This is a genomic window from Janthinobacterium sp. NFX145, assembly GCF_049810325.1.
Classification (GTDB): Bacteria; Pseudomonadota; Gammaproteobacteria; order Burkholderiales; family Burkholderiaceae_D; genus Janthinobacterium; species Janthinobacterium rivuli.
On sequence record NZ_CP187360.1, the window covers coordinates 4,658,640 to 4,675,397 of the forward strand.

General features: G+C 60.8%; 12 protein-coding genes and 2 rRNA genes. 10 read left to right on the top strand and 4 right to left on the bottom strand.

The genetic code is table 11. From position 1 onward, the window contains the following. Window positions 1–90 precede the first annotated feature (90 nt). From ACPJXG_RS20820 to ACPJXG_RS20855, 8 genes are read left to right on the top strand one after another with little or no spacing between them, the layout of a single operon-like run. Complete coding sequence (locus ACPJXG_RS20820; RefSeq protein ID WP_425252211.1) at window positions 91–1,902, top strand: methyl-accepting chemotaxis protein; 1,812 nt, start codon at window positions 91–93, stop codon at window positions 1,900–1,902. 4 nt (window positions 1,903–1,906) lie between these two features. Next, window positions 1,907–2,362, top strand: coding sequence for a chemotaxis protein CheW (locus ACPJXG_RS20825; RefSeq protein WP_425252212.1), 456 nt, complete (start codon window positions 1,907–1,909; stop codon window positions 2,360–2,362). Continuing rightward, the gene (locus ACPJXG_RS20830; protein ID WP_425252213.1) at window positions 2,359–3,600 is read left to right on the top strand and encodes a CheR family methyltransferase; all 1,242 of its coding nucleotides are present in this window, start codon (window positions 2,359–2,361) and stop codon (window positions 3,598–3,600) included. Before ACPJXG_RS20825 ends, ACPJXG_RS20830 begins: the two co-directional genes overlap by 4 nt. A 9-nt stretch (window positions 3,601–3,609) precedes the next feature. Next, on the top strand, window positions 3,610–4,296 hold the full coding sequence (locus ACPJXG_RS20835; protein ID WP_425252214.1) for a chemotaxis protein CheW: 687 nt from the start codon (window positions 3,610–3,612) through the stop codon (window positions 4,294–4,296). Then, window positions 4,293–6,578: a hybrid sensor histidine kinase/response regulator gene (locus ACPJXG_RS20840; RefSeq protein ID WP_425252215.1), complete on the top strand. Its 2,286-nt coding sequence runs from the start codon at window positions 4,293–4,295 to the stop codon at window positions 6,576–6,578. Before ACPJXG_RS20835 ends, ACPJXG_RS20840 begins: the two co-directional genes overlap by 4 nt. A 10-nt stretch (window positions 6,579–6,588) precedes the next feature. Continuing rightward, window positions 6,589–7,641, top strand: a complete 1,053-nt coding sequence (gene cheB / locus ACPJXG_RS20845; protein ID WP_425252216.1) for a chemotaxis-specific protein-glutamate methyltransferase CheB — start codon at window positions 6,589–6,591, stop codon at window positions 7,639–7,641. A 10-nt stretch (window positions 7,642–7,651) separates the two neighbouring features. Continuing rightward, window positions 7,652–8,677 carry a diguanylate cyclase gene (locus tag ACPJXG_RS20850; protein ID WP_425252217.1) on the top strand — a complete coding sequence of 342 codons (1,026 nt, stop codon included), beginning with the start codon at window positions 7,652–7,654 and terminating at the stop codon, window positions 8,675–8,677. A gap of 25 nt (window positions 8,678–8,702) precedes the next feature. Continuing rightward, window positions 8,703–9,017, top strand: a complete 315-nt coding sequence (locus ACPJXG_RS20855) for a pyrimidine/purine nucleoside phosphorylase (protein WP_425252218.1) — start codon at window positions 8,703–8,705, stop codon at window positions 9,015–9,017. Here the strand turns inward: ACPJXG_RS20855 and murB are convergent, their stop codons facing one another. Then, a complete protein-coding gene (gene murB / locus ACPJXG_RS20860) occupies window positions 9,018–10,046 on the bottom strand; it encodes a UDP-N-acetylmuramate dehydrogenase (RefSeq protein WP_425252219.1) in 1,029 nt (342 codons plus the stop codon). It lies immediately after the preceding gene. Between the two features lie 186 nt (window positions 10,047–10,232). Between murB and ACPJXG_RS20865 the strand changes: the two genes are divergently transcribed. Together ACPJXG_RS20865 and ACPJXG_RS20870 are read left to right on the top strand one after the other, a co-directional pair. Continuing rightward, window positions 10,233–10,718 (top strand): YajQ family cyclic di-GMP-binding protein, encoded by a 486-nt coding sequence (locus tag ACPJXG_RS20865; RefSeq protein ID WP_034759416.1) that lies wholly within the window; start codon window positions 10,233–10,235, stop codon window positions 10,716–10,718. 183 nt (window positions 10,719–10,901) lie between these two features. Then, window positions 10,902–12,167 (top strand): nitronate monooxygenase, encoded by a 1,266-nt coding sequence (locus tag ACPJXG_RS20870; protein ID WP_425252220.1) that lies wholly within the window; start codon window positions 10,902–10,904, stop codon window positions 12,165–12,167. Between the two features lie 54 nt (window positions 12,168–12,221). Here the strand turns inward: ACPJXG_RS20870 and ACPJXG_RS20875 are convergent, their stop codons facing one another. From ACPJXG_RS20875 to ACPJXG_RS20885, 3 genes are all read right to left on the bottom strand, one after another. After that, window positions 12,222–13,520, bottom strand: a complete 1,299-nt coding sequence (locus ACPJXG_RS20875) for a leucine-rich repeat-containing protein kinase family protein (protein ID WP_425254775.1) — start codon at window positions 13,518–13,520, stop codon at window positions 12,222–12,224. Window positions 13,521–13,630: 110 nt separating this feature from the next. Beyond that, window positions 13,631–13,743 (bottom strand): 5S ribosomal RNA (gene rrf, locus ACPJXG_RS20880). 138 nt (window positions 13,744–13,881) lie between these two features. Next, window positions 13,882–16,757, bottom strand: a 23S ribosomal RNA gene (locus tag ACPJXG_RS20885). Window position 16,758: the final 1 nt, after the last annotated feature.

Sequence of the window (16,758 nt, forward strand, 5' to 3'; positions counted from 1 at the left end):
TACACCCCGGTACGCCCCCCCATTTTGCTGTCCGCATGGCAAAATGCTACAGTGCAATTGTGCTGACCTTCCCGCTTCCGGAGCCCTCCCATGTTCAAAGACCTGAGTATCAAGAATAAACTGTACCTGGGCTTCGGCTCCATCGTGGTCATCATCCTGATACTGCTGGGCGTGGCCTACAACAGCTTTTCGCGCCTGTCGGAAGCCAATGCCTGGGACCGCCACACGATGGAAGTGCTGGTCGAGATCGACAGGATTCACAATTCCATCCTGCAAATCCAGGTGGAAGCGCGCGGTTTCATCCTGACCGGCAATGAAACATCGCTGACGCCGGAAACGGACGAGGCGGCAATGCTGAGCCAGCACACGCAAAAAGCGGTCGCCATGACGGTCGACAACAAGGTGCAGTCGGAGCGCTTCCGCAAGATCGACGCGCTGACCGCCACCTGGGTCAAGGAGTGGATCGCTCCCCTGATCGAAAAACGCCGCGCGCTGGGCAACGCGCCGGGCGCCACGGAATCGGTGGCGCGCACCATGCCGCCGACCGGCTATCCGGCCGTCGCGCAAGCGAACAAACTGCTCGACGAAGCGGCGGCCGAGGAAACCCGCTTGCTGGCCGAACGCACGGCCACCTCGACAAAATTGCAGGAAACCATGCTGCTGACCCTGGCGCTGGGCGGCCTGCTGTGCGTGGTGCTGGCGCTGGGCATTTCCTACCTGCTCGGCCGTGCCATCCTCGGCCCGCTGAACAATCTGACGGATGCCGTCGGGCGCATCGCCGGCGGCGAGCAAAGCGCACGCGCCGCCATCCTCTCGCGCGACGAGCTGGGCAAGGTGACGGAAGAATTCAACCGCATGGCGCAAACCATTCAGGACAACCAGGCCAACGAACTGGCCGCCACCAACAGCTTGCGGGCCAAGGTCGATTCCCTGCTGGAAGTGGTGTCGAAAGCGGCCTCGGGCGACCTGACGGGCAAGGTCGGCATCACGGGCAGCGACGCCATCGGCCAGCTGGGCAACGGCCTGGCGAAGATGTTTGAAAACCTGCGCAGCCTGCTCAACAACGTGCAAAAAGCCGGCATCCAGGTGACGACATCGGCCACGGAAATCGCCGCCTCGGCACGCCAGCAGGAAGCGACGGGCATTGAGCAGGCACAAACAAGCGTGGAAATTCTCAGCACCACCAAGGAAATCTCGGCTAACACGAGCCAGTTGCTCAAAACCATGGAAGACGCCACCGCCGTGGCCGACTACACGACGAATGCCACGGCCGAAGCGCAAAACAACCTCAAGCGCATGGATTCGACCATGCAGCACATGGTCTCGGCCACCGATTCAATCAACGCCAAGCTGGCGGCATTGTCGGAAAAAGCCAGCAATATCAATAGCGTACTGATCACCATCACCAAGGTGGCCGACCAGACCAACATCCTCTCGCTGAACGCCGCCATCGAGGCGGAAAAAGCGGGCGAGGCGGGCCGCGGCTTTTCCGTCGTGGCGACGGAAATCCGCCGCCTGGCCGACCAGACGTCCGTTTCCACCTGGGATATCGAGCAAATGCTCAAGGAAATGCAGTCGGCCGTCTCGGCCAGCGTGATGGGCATGGATAAATTCTCGGAAGAAATTCGCCGCAGCGTGGGCGAAGTGCGGCAAGTGGCGGAACAATTGTCGTCCGTGATGGACCAGGTACAAAAACTCACGCCGCAATTCGACGCCGTGCTGCAAGGCATGCAGTCGCAGGCGATCGGCGCCTCGCAAATTTCCGACACCATGATGCAGCTCAACGACGCCACCCAGCAGACGGTGGAATCGCTGAAAGCCACCAGCGAGGCGGTGCACCAGCTGCAATATGCGGCGGGCGACCTGCAGTCGAGCGTGTCGACCTTCGCCGTCACCATCTGATCCCATGAAAGTGCTGCTCTTTCACATCGGACGCGACCGCTATGGCCTGCCCCTGGCCGGCATCGTGCGCGTCTTGCCGCTGCTGGAGCTGAAACAGTTGCCGCTCACGCCAGACTACGTGGCCGGCCTGATGGACTTGCACGGCACGCCCGTGCCCGTGATCGACCTGTCGCGCCTGGCCGGGCTGCCGGCCGCCGCTGCGCAATTCGACACGCGCATCGTCATCGTCGACTACCGCGCGCCCGGCGGCGCCACGCATGCGCTGGGCTTGATGGCCACGCAGGTGCGCGGCATCGCCGACATCGCTGCGGAAAAGCTCGAGGATAGCGGCGTGGCGACGGCGCCCTTCCTGGGCCAGGTGGCCAGCGACGCCGACGGCATCGTGCAACTGGTCGAACTCGAGCACCTGCTGCCGCCGGACGTGCGCGCGCTGCTGTTCCAGGGCGGGAGCGCGGCATGACAGCGCAAGCCCTGCTGCGCCGCGCCACCGGCCTGTCCGTCTCCAAGTCCGTGGCCGAGCGGGCCGTCGGCCAGCGCATGGAGCAAACAGGATTTTCCGACAGCGAAGCCTATCTGCACGCCATCACGCCGGCGGAAATGACGCAATTGATCGAACTGGTGGTGGTGCCGGAATCATGGCTGTTCCGCGACCCGCAGGCCTTCTACGCCACCGTCGAACTGGTGCAGGAGCGCTGGGCCAGGGGGCGCGCCACGCGCATCCTGTCGATTCCGTGCGCGGGCGGCGAGGAACCGTATTCGATGGCCATGGCGCTGCGCGACGGCGGCGTGCCGAGACAGGCGTTCAGCATCGACGCCTATGACCTGAGCCCCGGCTGCATCGAGCGGGCGCAGGCGGGAATCTATGGCCGCAACGCCTTCCGCGCGCAGGACGTGGCCTTTCGCGAGCGCTATTTCACGCACGTGGCCGATGACTCCTACCGCATCATCGACTCCTTGCGCGAACAGGTGACGTTCAGGCAAGGCAACCTGCTGCAGTTCGACACGGCCACCTACAGCCGCCACTACGACGTCATCTTCTGCCGCAACTTGCTGATCTACTTTGACAAGCCGACCACGCGCGCCGCCATCGAGAATTTGTCCGCCCTGCTGGCCGACGACGGCATGCTGCTGGCTGGCTATGCGGAAGTGCCGTCGTTCTGCCAGAACGGCTTTGCGACGCTGCAGTTCCGCCAGGCTTTCGCCCTGAAGAAGGAAACGGCGGCGCCGGCCGGGCCGGTGCAGGTGGCGCCACTGCCCTTGCGCAGCGTGCCGCCCGCGCCAAGGCGCGCTGCCGCTCCCGCCTCCCCCATTGCGCCAGCGGCCTTGCGCACGCGTCCCGTGTCCGTGCCATCGCCGGCGCCCGCCGCGCAAGCCGCGCAGGCCGATTTGCTGGCCGAGGCGCGCCTGCTGGCCGACCGTGGCCAGCTGCGCGAGGCGGGTGAAAAATGCCACGCCCACCTGGCGCGAACGCCCGAGGCGGCGGAAGCGTATTTCATGCTGGGCATCATCAATGAACTGGCCGGCAAGATGGATCTGGCCGATGATTACTGGCGCCGCTGCATCTACCTGCAGCCGGACCATTACGAAGCGCTGTGCCACCTGTCGCTGCTGGCTGAACGCAATGGCAACCACACGGCCGCCGCCACCCTGAAGGCGCGCGCGGCGCGCATCTACCAGCGCCGCCAGGCGTCCAACTAAGGGGCAAGCATGACAAACCTCATCGCCACCGAGTCCCCCGCCGCCATCGACGACTGCTGGAACCATATCGGCGTGGTCGGCGACCAGAGCTGCCCCAGGCTGCCGGCCAACGTACATTGCCGTAATTGCGACGTGTATGCGGGCGCCGCCCAGCGCAACCTGCAGCGGCCCGTGGATGAGCACTACCGGCGCGACTGGGCCAGCCACTTCCGCCAGATCGATGCGGGCGGCGAAGTGCGCGACAGCTCGGTGCTGGTGTTTCGCATCGGCCGCGAATGGCTGGCGCTGCCCACGCGCGTGTTCGACTCCGTGGCGCCGCAAGCCAAGCCGCACGTGCTGCCGCACCGTAGCGGTCGCGGCCTGGCGGGCATCGTCAATATCGGCGGCAAGCTGTATCCGTGCATGTCGCTGGCCAGTTTGCTGGGCATCGACGAACAGGGCGCGCCGCCGGCCAAGGGCCGCCACACGTTCGCGCGCCTGCTGCTGATGCGCTGGGAAGATCAAGCCTACGCCCTGCCCGTGGCCGACCTGCACGGCATCGTGCGCTACGCGTCGGGCGCCGTGCAAACGCCGGCGGCCACCATCAACAAGGGCCTGTCGCGCTATCTGTCGGGCGTGATCACCGAGGGCGACCTGCGCATCGGCTGCCTCGACACGGCGCTGATCGGCTTTCAACTTGCGAGACTATTACGATGAGCCAGGACCAGCACGGCGACCTGAGTGCCTTTTCCATGCTGGACCTGTTCCGCATGGAGGCGGACAGCCAGACCCAGATTCTCACCGACGGCTTGTTGGCCATGGAGCGCCATGCAGGCGACGCGGCGGCCGTCGAAGCGATGATGCGCGCGGCGCACTCGATCAAGGGCGCCGCCGCCATCGTCGGCCTGCAGGTGGTGGTGCAGCTGGCGCACGGCATGGAAGACAGCTTTGTCGCCGCCCAGCACGGCCGCTTGAAACTCACGCCGGAGCGGGTCGACGTGCTGCTGTCGGGCGTCGACCTGATCGTGCAGCTGTCGCGCCTGGACGACGCGGGCGCCGAAGCGTGGCTGGCCGCGAATGCGGCGCAGATCAACCAGACCCTGAACGCCATCGCCGGCATCGCCGACCTGCCCGAATTGCCGGCCCTGCCCTCGGCAGCGGCGCCCTTGCCGCCGCCGGTGGCTGAAGCGCAGGCTCCCGTGGCCAGCGGCCTGGCGGGAGATGAACAGGAAACGGCCGCCCTGGCGCCGCGTGCGGGTGCCGCCCCGGCCAAGGCAGCGGCGCAAAATTTCGACAAACTGCTGTCGCTGGCCAGCGAATCGCGCATCAACGCACACCAGATGCACCCGTTCATCGGCGCGCTGCAGCGCTTCAAGCGCAACCAGAGCAGCCTGTTTTCCGCCATCGAGCACCTGCACGAAGCCATCGCCCGCTCGGGCGACGCGGGCCTGATGGAAAAGTCGCTGCTGGCGCTGCAAAAGACGCAGCCCCTGAAGCAGTTCATGCTCGAACACATCGCCGACATCGAAACCTATGAGCGGCGCTTGCTGGCCGTCTCGCAAGGCATGGTCGACGAAGTGCTGGCCCTGCGCATGCGCCCTTTCCGCGACGGGATCCACGCGTTCCCGCGCATGGTGCGCGACCTGGCGCGCAGCCTGGGCAAGGAAGTGCAGCTGGAGATCGAAGGCGAAGACACCCTGGTCGACCGCGACATCCTGGCGAAAATCGAAAGCCCGCTGAACCACATGCTGCGCAATGCCATCGACCATGGCATGGAAGGCCCGTACGAGCGCATCGACGCGGGCAAGGAAGCGCTGGGCACGATACGCATGGAAGCGCGCCACCGCGCCGGCATGCTGAGCATCGAGATCAGCGACGACGGGCGCGGCGTCGACCTGGAGAAAATCCGCCAGTCCGTCATCGAGCGCAAGATGGCCAGCCCCGCCATGGCCGCCGCGCTGTCGCCCGGCGAATTGCTGGAGTTTTTGTTCCTGCCCGCCTTCAGCCTGAAGGAAAAGGCGAATCAATTGTCCGGGCGCGGCGTGGGCCTCGACATCGTGCACGAAACGATACGCCAGCAAAACGGCACGGTGCGCCTGGAATCGGAGCCGGGACGGGGCTTTCGCGCCCTGATCACCCTGCCGCTGACGCAATCGATCGTGCGCGCGCTGGTGATCGACATCCAGGGCGAAGCCTACGCCATCCCCATCGTCAAGGTGGAAAGCGTGGTGCGCGTGCCGCAAGCGGCCATCCATACCCTGGAAAACAAGCAGTTCTTTGAACTCAAGGGCGAACATCTGGGCCTGGTGTCCGCGGCGCAGGTGCTGGAGCTGGGCGAAGCGGCCAGCCAGGCCGACGATTTGCCGGTGGTGGTGATCGGGCGCGGCAAGCAAAGCTATGCGCTGGTGGTCGACGCCATCCGCGGCGAACAAAGCCTGGCGGTGCAGGCGATCGACCCGATCTTCGGCAAAATGCGCGACATTTCCGCCGCCGCCCTGCTCGACGACGGCGAGCCGGTGCTGATCCTTGACGTGCCCGATTTGCTGCTGTCGATCGAAAAGCTGCTGCACGAGGGCGGCCTGCACCAGCTGGCGCAGGCGGGCCACGCGCAGCAGCGCCGCGCCAAGCGCATCCTCGTCGTCGACGATTCGCTGACGGTGCGCGAGATGGAGCGCAAGCTGCTGCTGGCGCGCGGCTTCGACGTCGACGTGGCCATCGACGGCATCGACGGCTGGAACGTGGTGCGCAGCGGAGAATACGACCTGGTGATCACCGACGTCGACATGCCGCGCATGGATGGCATCGAACTCGTTTCGCTGATCAAGAAGGACCTGCACCTGCACAAGCTGCCGGTGATGATCGTGTCGTACAAGGACCGTCCGGAAGACCGCGCGCGCGGCCTGTCCGCCGGCGCCGACTATTATCTGACCAAAGGCAGCTTCCACGACGAGACCTTGCTCGACGCGGTGGCCGACCTGATAGGAGATGCCCGCTTATGAGTTGTACTTCATGAAAATTGCCATTGCCAATGATGTCCCCATGGCCGCCGAAGCCCTGCGCCGCGTGGTCGCCAGCACGCAGGAACACCAGGTGCTGTGGATTGCCCGCACGGGGCTCGAAGCCGTGCGCATGTGCGAGGGCAACCGCCCCGACCTGATCCTGATGGACCTGAACATGCCGGAGATGGACGGCGTCGAGGCGACGCGCCTGATCATGGAGCAAAGCCCGTGCGCCATCCTGGTGGTCACGGGCCGCCCGCAAGACAATGTCAACCAGGTCTTCCGCGCGCTGGGCGCCGGTGCGCTCGACGTCACGGCCACGCCCGTGCTGCAGGGACAAGTGGGCGGCGACAGCGAACTGCTGGCCAAGATCAAGACCATCGGCAAGCTGATACGCCACAGCGCCGAAGCACCGCCGCCGCGCCAGACGAACGGCAATGGCGGCGAACGGGGCGAAGGCCAGGTATCGACCCTGGTGGCCATCGGCGCCTCGACGGGCGGGCCGTCGGCCGTGGCCAAGGTGCTGTCCGGCTGGACGGCGCCGCCCGGCTGCGCCATCGTGGTGGTGCAGCACATCGATGAAACCTTCGCCTCGCACTTCGCCAAATGGCTCGATGACCAGCTCAGCATGCCCGTGCGCGTGATCGCCGAAGGCGACGAACTGATGTCCGGCACGGTACTGATCGCCAAGACCAATGATCACCTGCTGCTAGATCAAAATTATCGTTTGGGTTACGATGCAGCACCACGCGACTATGTTTACCGCCCGTCCGTCGATGTCTTCTTCAACTGCGTGGCGCAGCACTGGCGCGGCGAGGCCATCGGGGTATTGCTTACAGGCATGGGGCGCGACGGCGGCGATGGCTTGCTGGCCATGCGCCGCGCCGGCAAGACGACGATCGCGCAAGACCAGGCCAGCAGCGCCGTGTACGGCATGCCGCGCGCGGCGGCCGAACTCGATGCGGCGCAGCAAATCCTGCCTCTGGATAGAATAGGCGCGAGCCTGCGCAGCCGCCTGGGCGCCAAACTCAACAATGGGTGGGAGTCCTCCCCTAACATCTGAAAAGAATGCAATGCCAGAATTCTCCTCCAGTTTCACCCAGCCTGAGCCCGCATTGACCGAATTCAAGGTCAGCGTGCTGCTGGTGGACGACCAGTTGATCATTGCCGAGGCAGTCCGCCGCATGCTCAGCGACCAGCAGGATATCGAATTTCATTACGCGACCGACGCCACCCAGGCGCTGGACACGGCGCTGCGCTTGCAACCGACCGTCATCCTGCAAGACCTGGTGATGCCGGGTATCGACGGCTTCTCCCTGATCCAGCTGTACCGCGAAAACGCGGCGCTGGCGCATGTGCCCGTGATCGTGATGTCGGCCAAGGATGACCCGAAACTGAAGGCGCACAGCTTTTCCGTCGGCGCCAACGATTATGTGGTGAAACTGCCGGACCGCCTGGAGTTGCTGGCGCGCATACGCTACCATTCCAACGCGCACATCAGCCGCTTGCAGCGCGACCAGGCTTTTCGTTTCCTGCGCGAAAGCCAAAAAAATCTGGCGGACGCGAATATTGAATTACAGAAACTGGCCGCCCTCGATGGCTTGACGGGCATCGCCAACCGCCGCCGCTTCGATGAAACCCTGGAATTCGAATGGCAGCGGGGCCAGCGCGACAAGACGCCGTTGAGCCTGCTGTTTTGCGATATCGACCATTTCAAGAGCTATAACGATCGTTTCGGCCACCTGGCGGGCGACCTGGGCCTGAAAAAAGTCGCCGCCGTACTGACGGAACATTTGAAACGCCCGGCCGACCTGGCTGCCCGCTACGGCGGCGAAGAGTTCGCCCTGATCCTGCCGGAAACGGAAGCGGCCGGCGCGCTGCTGATCGCCGAAGCGTGCCGGCGCCACCTGGAAGGCTTGCAGATCGAAAACCCTGCAGCCAGCAAGGGCATCGTCACCATCTCGATCGGCGTGGCCACCGTCGTGCCGTCGCCGGACTCGACGGTGGAGCAACTGATCAACCGCGCGGACCAGGCCCTGTACGCGGCCAAGCGCGGCGGACGCAACAGCGTGCTGAGCGCCGATGACGTCCAGGACTGATTTTTAACAGCAAGGAAAGTGAAGCATGAGCACACAACTGGACAATGTCAGCGTCGTCAAGAAGTCGAATATTTACTTTGACGGCAAATGCGTCTCGCACAACGTCATCCTGGCCGATGGCACGAAGAAAAGCGTGGGCGTGATTTTCGCGTCATCGTTGCGCTTCAACACGGGCGCGCCGGAAATCATGGAAATCGTCAGCGGCCTGTGCAAGGTACGCCTGGCCGATGCAAGCGAGTGGAACAGCTATGGCGCGGGCACGCAATTCAGTATCCCGGGCAATAGCTATTTCGATATTGAAACCATCGAAACCGTCGACTACGTCTGCCACTTCGGTTAATCAGACAAACACAGGCTCGGGCGACAGGCGCACGCCATATTTCGCCTCTACATCATCCTGTATCGCTGTCGCCAGCCGGGTAATGTCCGCGCCACGAGCGCCGCCATTATTCACCAGAACCAGCGCCTGCTTGGGATACACTCCCGCGGGCCCCAGGTTTTTCCCCTTCCAGCCACACTGATCGATCAGCCAGCCGGCCGCCAGCTTTTCCGTGCCATCGGGCTGCGCATGGTGCACGAGCGCAGGGAAACGTTCCAGCAAAGCAAGACATTGCTCCTTCGACACCACCGGATTCTTGAAGAAACTGCCCGCATTGCCGATCACGGCCGGGTCCGGCAATTTTCGCCGGCGGATCGCCATCACCGTGTCGGCCACCTGTTGCGGCGTCGGCTCGGCAAGATTGCGCTCGGCCACGGCCTGCGCCAGCTCCGCATAGCGCAAGTTTGGCTGCCATTCGGCCGGCAAGGCAAACGTGACTTCCAGCACGATCAGCTCGCGTCCGTCCGCCTGCTTGAAGATGCTGTCGCGGTAAGCGAAGCGGCAAGCGTCGCGATCCATGTCGAAGACGATGCCGCTGGCGCTGTGCATGACGCTCACGCTATGCAGATAATCCTTGATTTCAACGCCATACGCGCCAATATTCTGGATAGGCGCCGCGCCCACCGTGCCGGGGATCAAGGACAGGTTTTCCAGCCCGCCGACGCCCTGCGCCAGGGTCCACTGCACGAAATCGTGCCAGTTTTCGCCGGCCGCGGCCGTGACGAGTATGGTCTCGAAATCTGCCTGCGCCAGGCGCATGCCGCGCGTGGCCATGTGCAGCACGGCGCCGGGAAAGTCGCCGGTCAGGACGATATTGCTGCCGCCGCCCAGAATCAGGCGCGGCATGCTGCTCAGGGCCGGATCTTGCAGCGCGGCCTGCAATTGCGCTTGCGAAGTGATGCGTACGTAGGCGGCCGCGTTGGCCGTGATGCCGAAGGTATTCAGGCGCTGGAGGGAGTAATTGTGTTCGATGGTGAGCTCTGCAGACATGGGATAGCGATTATTTTGTTCGATTATAGAGTGAAACCGACAAAAAACCAGCGCAAGACAAGGGCAGGCCGTCCGTTGTCCGTTAAAATGTCGCATCTTTAACAGGGCCGTCCCATGGCGCGGAATCAGCCGCCAAGGCCCAGCGCACCGAGCGTGCGCTCGCTTTAACAAGAAAAGGAACAGACCATGCCGTCATTTGATGTAGTCTCCGAAGCCGATATGATCGAAGTCAAGAATGCAGTCGAGCAATCCAACAAGGAAATCACGACGCGCTTCGACTTCAAGGGCAGCGATGCCCGCGTCGAGCACAAGGAGAACGAATTGACCGCGTTTGCGGACTCGGAATTCCAGCTCAGCCAGGTGCGCGACGTGCTGACCAACAAATTGACCAAACGCAAGGTCGATGTGCGCTTCCTCGACGAAGGCGACATCAAGAAGATCGGCGGCGACAAGGTCAAGCAGATCATCAAGATCAAGAATGGCATCGAATCGGATGATGCCAAGAAAATCGTGCGCGTCATCAAGGACAGCAAGATGAAAGTGCAAGCGAGCATCCAGGGCGAAGCCGTGCGCGTCACGGGCGCCAAGCGCGACGACCTGCAGGCGGCCATGGCCATGCTGCGCAAGGACGTGCCCGACATGCCGCTGGAATTTAATAATTTCCGCGATTAATTTCGATGCTGCGCATGCTCCGGCCTGCGCTTGCGCCGGCATGGCGGCAAGCTGCCTCGGAGCGTCTGCCCGCTTGGGGTAGAATTGAAGCTGCGCACAGCTACATGCGCCCGCGCGCCCGACCGGCAGCGGGCTTGACCGTACATCTGGCTCAGTGATAACCACGGTAGTCTAAGGATAGCAATGAAACGTGTTGATGATTTCCGCCTGCGATTTGGCAAAAAAGAATATGTGCCCATCATGATAGGCGGAATGGGTGTGGATATTTCCACGTCGGAGCTGGCCCTGGAAGCGGCCCGGCTGAACGGTATCGGCCATATCTCCGATGCCATGGTGGAAGACGTGTCGGATCGCCGTTTCGACACCACCTTCGTCAAAGACAAGACGAAACTGTACAAGTTCAACATCAATAACAGCGACAAGGCCGTGGTGCAGTTCGACCTGGGCCGCCTGGCGGAAGCGCAGCGCCTGCATATCGGCCGCACCATGGAAGCGAAAAAAGGCGATGGCTTGATCTTCGTCAATTGCATGGAAAAGCTGACCATGAACGGCCCGCGCGAAACCTTGCGCGTGCGCCTGAATGCGGCGCTGGACGCCGGCATCGACGGCATCACCCTGTCCGCCGGCTTGCACTTCGGCTCGTTCGCCTTGATGGCCGACCATCCACGTTTCCGTGATGCCAAGCTGGGCATCATCGTCTCGTCCGTGCGCGCCTTGCAAATTTTCCTGCGCAAGAACGCCAAGCTGGACCGCTTGCCCGACTTTATCATCGTCGAGGGCCCCCTGGCCGGCGGCCACCTGGGTTTCGGCATGGACTGGGCCAATTACGACTTGCACACGATCACCGCGGAACTGCTGGCCTACCTGAAAACGGAACAGCTGGACATCCCGCTGATCGCCGCTGGCGGCATTTTCACGGGCAGCGATGCCGTCTCCTTCCTGGAAGCGGGCGCGGCTGGCGTGCAAGTGGCGACGCGCTTTACCGTCACGAATGAATGCGGCTTGCCAAACAAGGTCAAGCAGGAATACTACAAGGCATCGGAAGAAGACATCATCGTCAATGGCGTCTCGCCGACGGGCTACCCGATGCGCATGCTGAAGAACACGCCCGCCATCGGCGCCGGCATCCGTCCAGGCTGCGAATCGTATGGCTACCTGCTCGACGCGACGGGCAACTGCGCGTACATCAACTCGTACAACCGCGAAGTGGCGGCCCATCCGGAACAAAAAACCGTCGTCGTGATGGACAAGACTTGCCTGTGCACGCACATGCGCAACTTCAACTGCTGGACCTGCGGCCATTACACGTATCGCCTGAAGGACACCACGCACAAGCTGGAGAATGGCGAATACCAGATCCTGACGGCCGAACACGTCTTCAAGGATTACCAGTTCAGCGTCGACAACCAGATTGCCCTGCCGGAAAAAGAAATCCTGGCAGCAAGCTAAATCTTGCTAGCCTGAAATAAAAATGGCGCAGCCTGCGAAGGCTGCGCCATTTTTTTATGCGGGGAGCATGTCCCGCAAGGCCCGTTCGATCGCGTCGAACCTGGGCCGTCGCAATATCTCTTCCTGCAGGCAAGCTTCCAGCATGGCCTGCAGGGCGGGCACGGGCGTCGCACCATGCGCGATCAGCTCGCCCAGCAGCACGCCAAAGGCGCGCGCCTCTATGCCCTGCAGCACCTCCCCTTGCGGCGAGCCTGGCGCAAACATCGACGCCGCGCCAAAGTCGCCCAGCAGGCAGGCGCCATTGTCCGCATGCAGGATATTGTGCGCATATAAGTCGCCGTGCACGATGCCGTGCGCATGCAGCTGGCACACGGCCGAGGCGATGCCATGGGCAATGGCCAACGCTTGCTCAGGATCAAAGCGCACACCATCGGCATACACGTCGCGCGTGCATGACGCCAGGCTGGGCGGACCGGCCAGGTTGCGGAAGGCGGCATCGATGAGCGGCATGACGAGACCCAGCGCCCCTTGCGGGTGCGCATCGAGCGTGCCCAGGATGGGAATCAGGCCAGCGTGTGCACCGGCGCCGACACAGGCGGCCATTTCGCTGCGCGGCAAGCCATCGCTGGTCATCGCGCCCTTGAACACTTTGACGGCGACATCATCGACGCCATCCAAACGGGCACGGTAAATCACGCCAGATGCACCCTCGCCCAGCTGCTGCGCCAGTTCCAGGCGCTGCCATGCCACGCCCGCAGCCCCCGTACCGGCCAGGGCCGCCAGCTCACGCGCCTCCGTAAAGAGATTGCCCGCATACGCGAGCCAGCTCAGGCGTGGCAAAGACAGCAGACAGTCGGGCAGCGCCGTGAAACGGTTGGCGGCGATGCGCACCAGTTCCAGCCGATGGCAATTCGCCAACGTCGCCGGCAAGCTCTCGAGGCAATTTCCCGCCAGCATGAGTTTCTGCAATTGCCAGCACTTGCCCAGCTCATCCGGCATGAACTCGATGCAATTATCCGTCAGGGTCAGCCAGCGTAGCCTGGATGGCAAGGCTGCGGCTGACACGTGGTCGATCCGGTTCGCCTTGAAACCAATCATTTCCAGCGCAGCACAGGAACCGAGCACGGCCGGCAAGACGGTGAACAGGTTATCCGAACAAAAGATGATGCGCAGCTTGTGCAGGCGAGGCAAATCGTCGGGCAATGTGGACAGCGCATTGCCCGACAGGTCGAGGATTTCCAGGCTGTCGGCCAGGTCGAAGATTTCGCGGGGGAAGTCCGTCAAGCCGCAGGACAGCTTCAGACGGCGCAGGCCAGCCAGTTGGCCGGCGCGTAATTGTTCCAGTGTATGCACAGCAGACAAGATATCCCTTTCAAGGTAGCACGCGATCGATGCCATGCATAAATCATTGGACGTAAAAAAACCCCAACCGGATCACCGGAAGGGGTTTTTTCGAATAACAAGCCTGACGATAACCTACTTTCACACTGGTTGCAGCACTATCATCGGCGCAAAGTTGTTTCACGGTCCTGTTCGGGATGGGAAGGGGTGGGACCAACTTGCTATGGTCATCAGGCATAACTTGTACTGGCGTTTGTCTCCTGTCGGACGACAAAGCCTGAATCTGGAAGAAGCAAAGATTGGGGTAATGACTGGTAGTATCAACACACACGCAACGTTGTACCGTCTTATCCTCTGTACCTGCTAAGGTTATAGGGACAAGCCGTACGGGCAATTAGTACTGGTTAGCTTAATGCATTACTGCACTTCCACACCCAGCCTATCAACGTCCTGGTCTCGAACGACCCTTCAAAGAGCTCAAGGCTCTGGGAAATCTCATCTCAAGGCAAGTTTCCCGCTTAGATGCTTTCAGCGGTTATCTCTTCCGAACTTAGCTACCCGGCAATGCCACTGGCGTGACAACCGGTACACCAGAGGTTCGTCCACTCCGGTCCTCTCGTACTAGGAGCAGCCCCCTTCAAATTTCCAACGCCCACGGCAGATAGGGACCAAACTGTCTCACGACGTTTTAAACCCAGCTCACGTACCACTTTAAATGGCGAACAGCCATACCCTTGGGACCGGCTACAGCCCCAGGATGTGATGAGCCGACATCGAGGTGCCAAACTCCCCCGTCGATATGAACTCTTGGGAGGAATCAGCCTGTTATCCCCAGAGTACCTTTTATCCGTTGAGCGATGGCCCTTCCATACAGAACCACCGGATCACTATGTCCTACTTTCGTACCTGCTCGACTTGTCAGTCTCGCAGTTAAGCACGCTTATGCCATTGCACTATCAACACGATGTCCGACCGTATCTAGCGTACCTTCGAACTCCTCCGTTACACTTTAGGAGGAGACCGCCCCAGTCAAACTGCCTACCATGCACTGTCCCCGATCCGGATAACGGACCAAGGTTAGAACCTCAAACAAACCAGGGTGGTATTTCAAGGTTGGCTCCACGAGAACTAGCGTCCCCGCTTCAAAGCCTCCCACCTATCCTACACAGATTGGTTCAAAGTCCAATGCAAAGCTACAGTAAAGGTTCATGGGGTCTTTCCGTCTAGCCGCGGGTAGATTGCATCATCACAAACATTTCAACTTCGCTGAGTCTCGGGAGGAGACAGTGTGGCCATCGTTACGCCATTCGTGCAGGTCGGAACTTACCCGACAAGGAATTTCGCTACCTTAGGACCGTTATAGTTACGGCCGCCGTTTACTGGGACTTCAATCAAGAGCTTGCACCCCATCATTTAATCTTCCAGCACCGGGCAGGCGTCACACCCTATACGTCCACTTTCGTGTTTGCAGAGTGCTGTGTTTTTATTAAACAGTCGCAGCCACCAGTTTATTGCAACCCTTTCACCCTCATGGAGTAAACCAATCAAGCTACCGGGGCGTACCTTTTCCCGAAGTTACGGTACCAATTTGCCGAGTTCCTTCTCCCGAGTTCTCTCAAGCGCCTTAGAATACTCATCTCGCCCACCTGTGTCGGTTTGCGGTACGGTCTCGTATGACTGAAGCTTAGAGGCTTTTCTTGGAACCACTTCCGATTGCTTCGTGAATAAATTCACTCGTCTCAACCCCTTGAATTCCGCACCCGGATTTGCCTAAGTGCCTTCTATGAGCCAAAAACCAACTATTCCAACAGTTGGACAACCTTCCGCGATCCGTCCCCCCATCGCATCATACGACGGTGCAGGAATATTAACCTGCTTCCCATCAGCTACGCATCTCTGCCTCGCCTTAGGGGCCGACTCACCCTGCTCCGATGAACGTTGAACAGGAAACCTTGGGCTTACGGCGTGGAGGCTTTTCACCCCCATTATCGCTACTCATGTCAGCATTCGCACTTCTGATACCTCCAGCATCCTTTACAAGACACCTTCGCAGGCTTACAGAACGCTCTCCTACCATATCCAATAAAGGATATCCGCAGCTTCGGTGACTGGCTTAGCCCCGTTACATCTTCCGCGCAGGACGACTCGATCAGTGAGCTATTACGCTTTCTTTAAATGATGGCTGCTTCTAAGCCAACATCCTGACTGTTTTAGCCTTCCCACTTCGTTTTCCACTTAGCCAATCTTTGGGACCTTAGCTGGCGGTCTGGGTTGTTTCCCTCTTGACGCCGGACGTTAGCACCCGACGTCTGTCTCCCAAGCTCGCACTCATCGGTATTCGGAGTTTGCAATGGTTTGGTAAGTCGCAATGACCCCCTAGCCATAACAGTGCTCTACCCCCGATGGTGATACTTGAGGCACTACCTAAATAGTTTTCGGAGAGAACCAGCTATTTCCAAGTTTGTTTAGCCTTTCACCCCTACCCACAGCTCATCCCCTAATTTTTCAACATTAGTGGGTTCGGACCTCCAGGGCGTGTTACCGCACCTTCATCCTGGCCATGAGTAGATCACTTGGTTTCGGGTCTACACCCAGCGACTGATCGCCCTATTCGGACTCGATTTCTCTACGGCTTCCCTATGCGGTTAACCTTGCCACTGAATGTAAGTCGCTGACCCATTATACAAAAGGTACGCAGTCACGGAACAAGTCCGCTCCTACTGTTTGTATGCACACGGTTTCAGGATCTATTTCACTCCCCTTCCGGGGTTCTTTTCGCCTTTCCCTCACGGTACTGGTTCACTATCGGTCGATTACGAGTATTTAGCCTTGGAGGATGGTCCCCCCATATTCAGACAGGATGTCACGTGTCCCGCCCTACTTGTCGTACGCTTAGTATCACCGGTCTGATTTCGAATACGGGACTATCACCCGCTACGGTTCCTATTTCCAGAGGATTCTTCTATCAGTCCGACTATCACGTACAGGCTCTTCCCATTTCGCTCGCCGCTACTTTGGGAATCTCGGTTGATTTCTTTTCCTGCAGCTACTTAGATGTTTCAGTTCGCCGCGTTCGCCTTGCATACCTATGTATTCAGTATGCAATACCCTAAAAGGGTGGGTTGCCCCATTCGGAAATCTGCGGATCAAAGTGTGTTTGCTCACTCCCCGCAGCTTATCGCAAGCTACTACGTCCTTCATCGCCTGTAATCGCCAAGGCATCCACCATGTGCACTTATTCGCTTGTCCC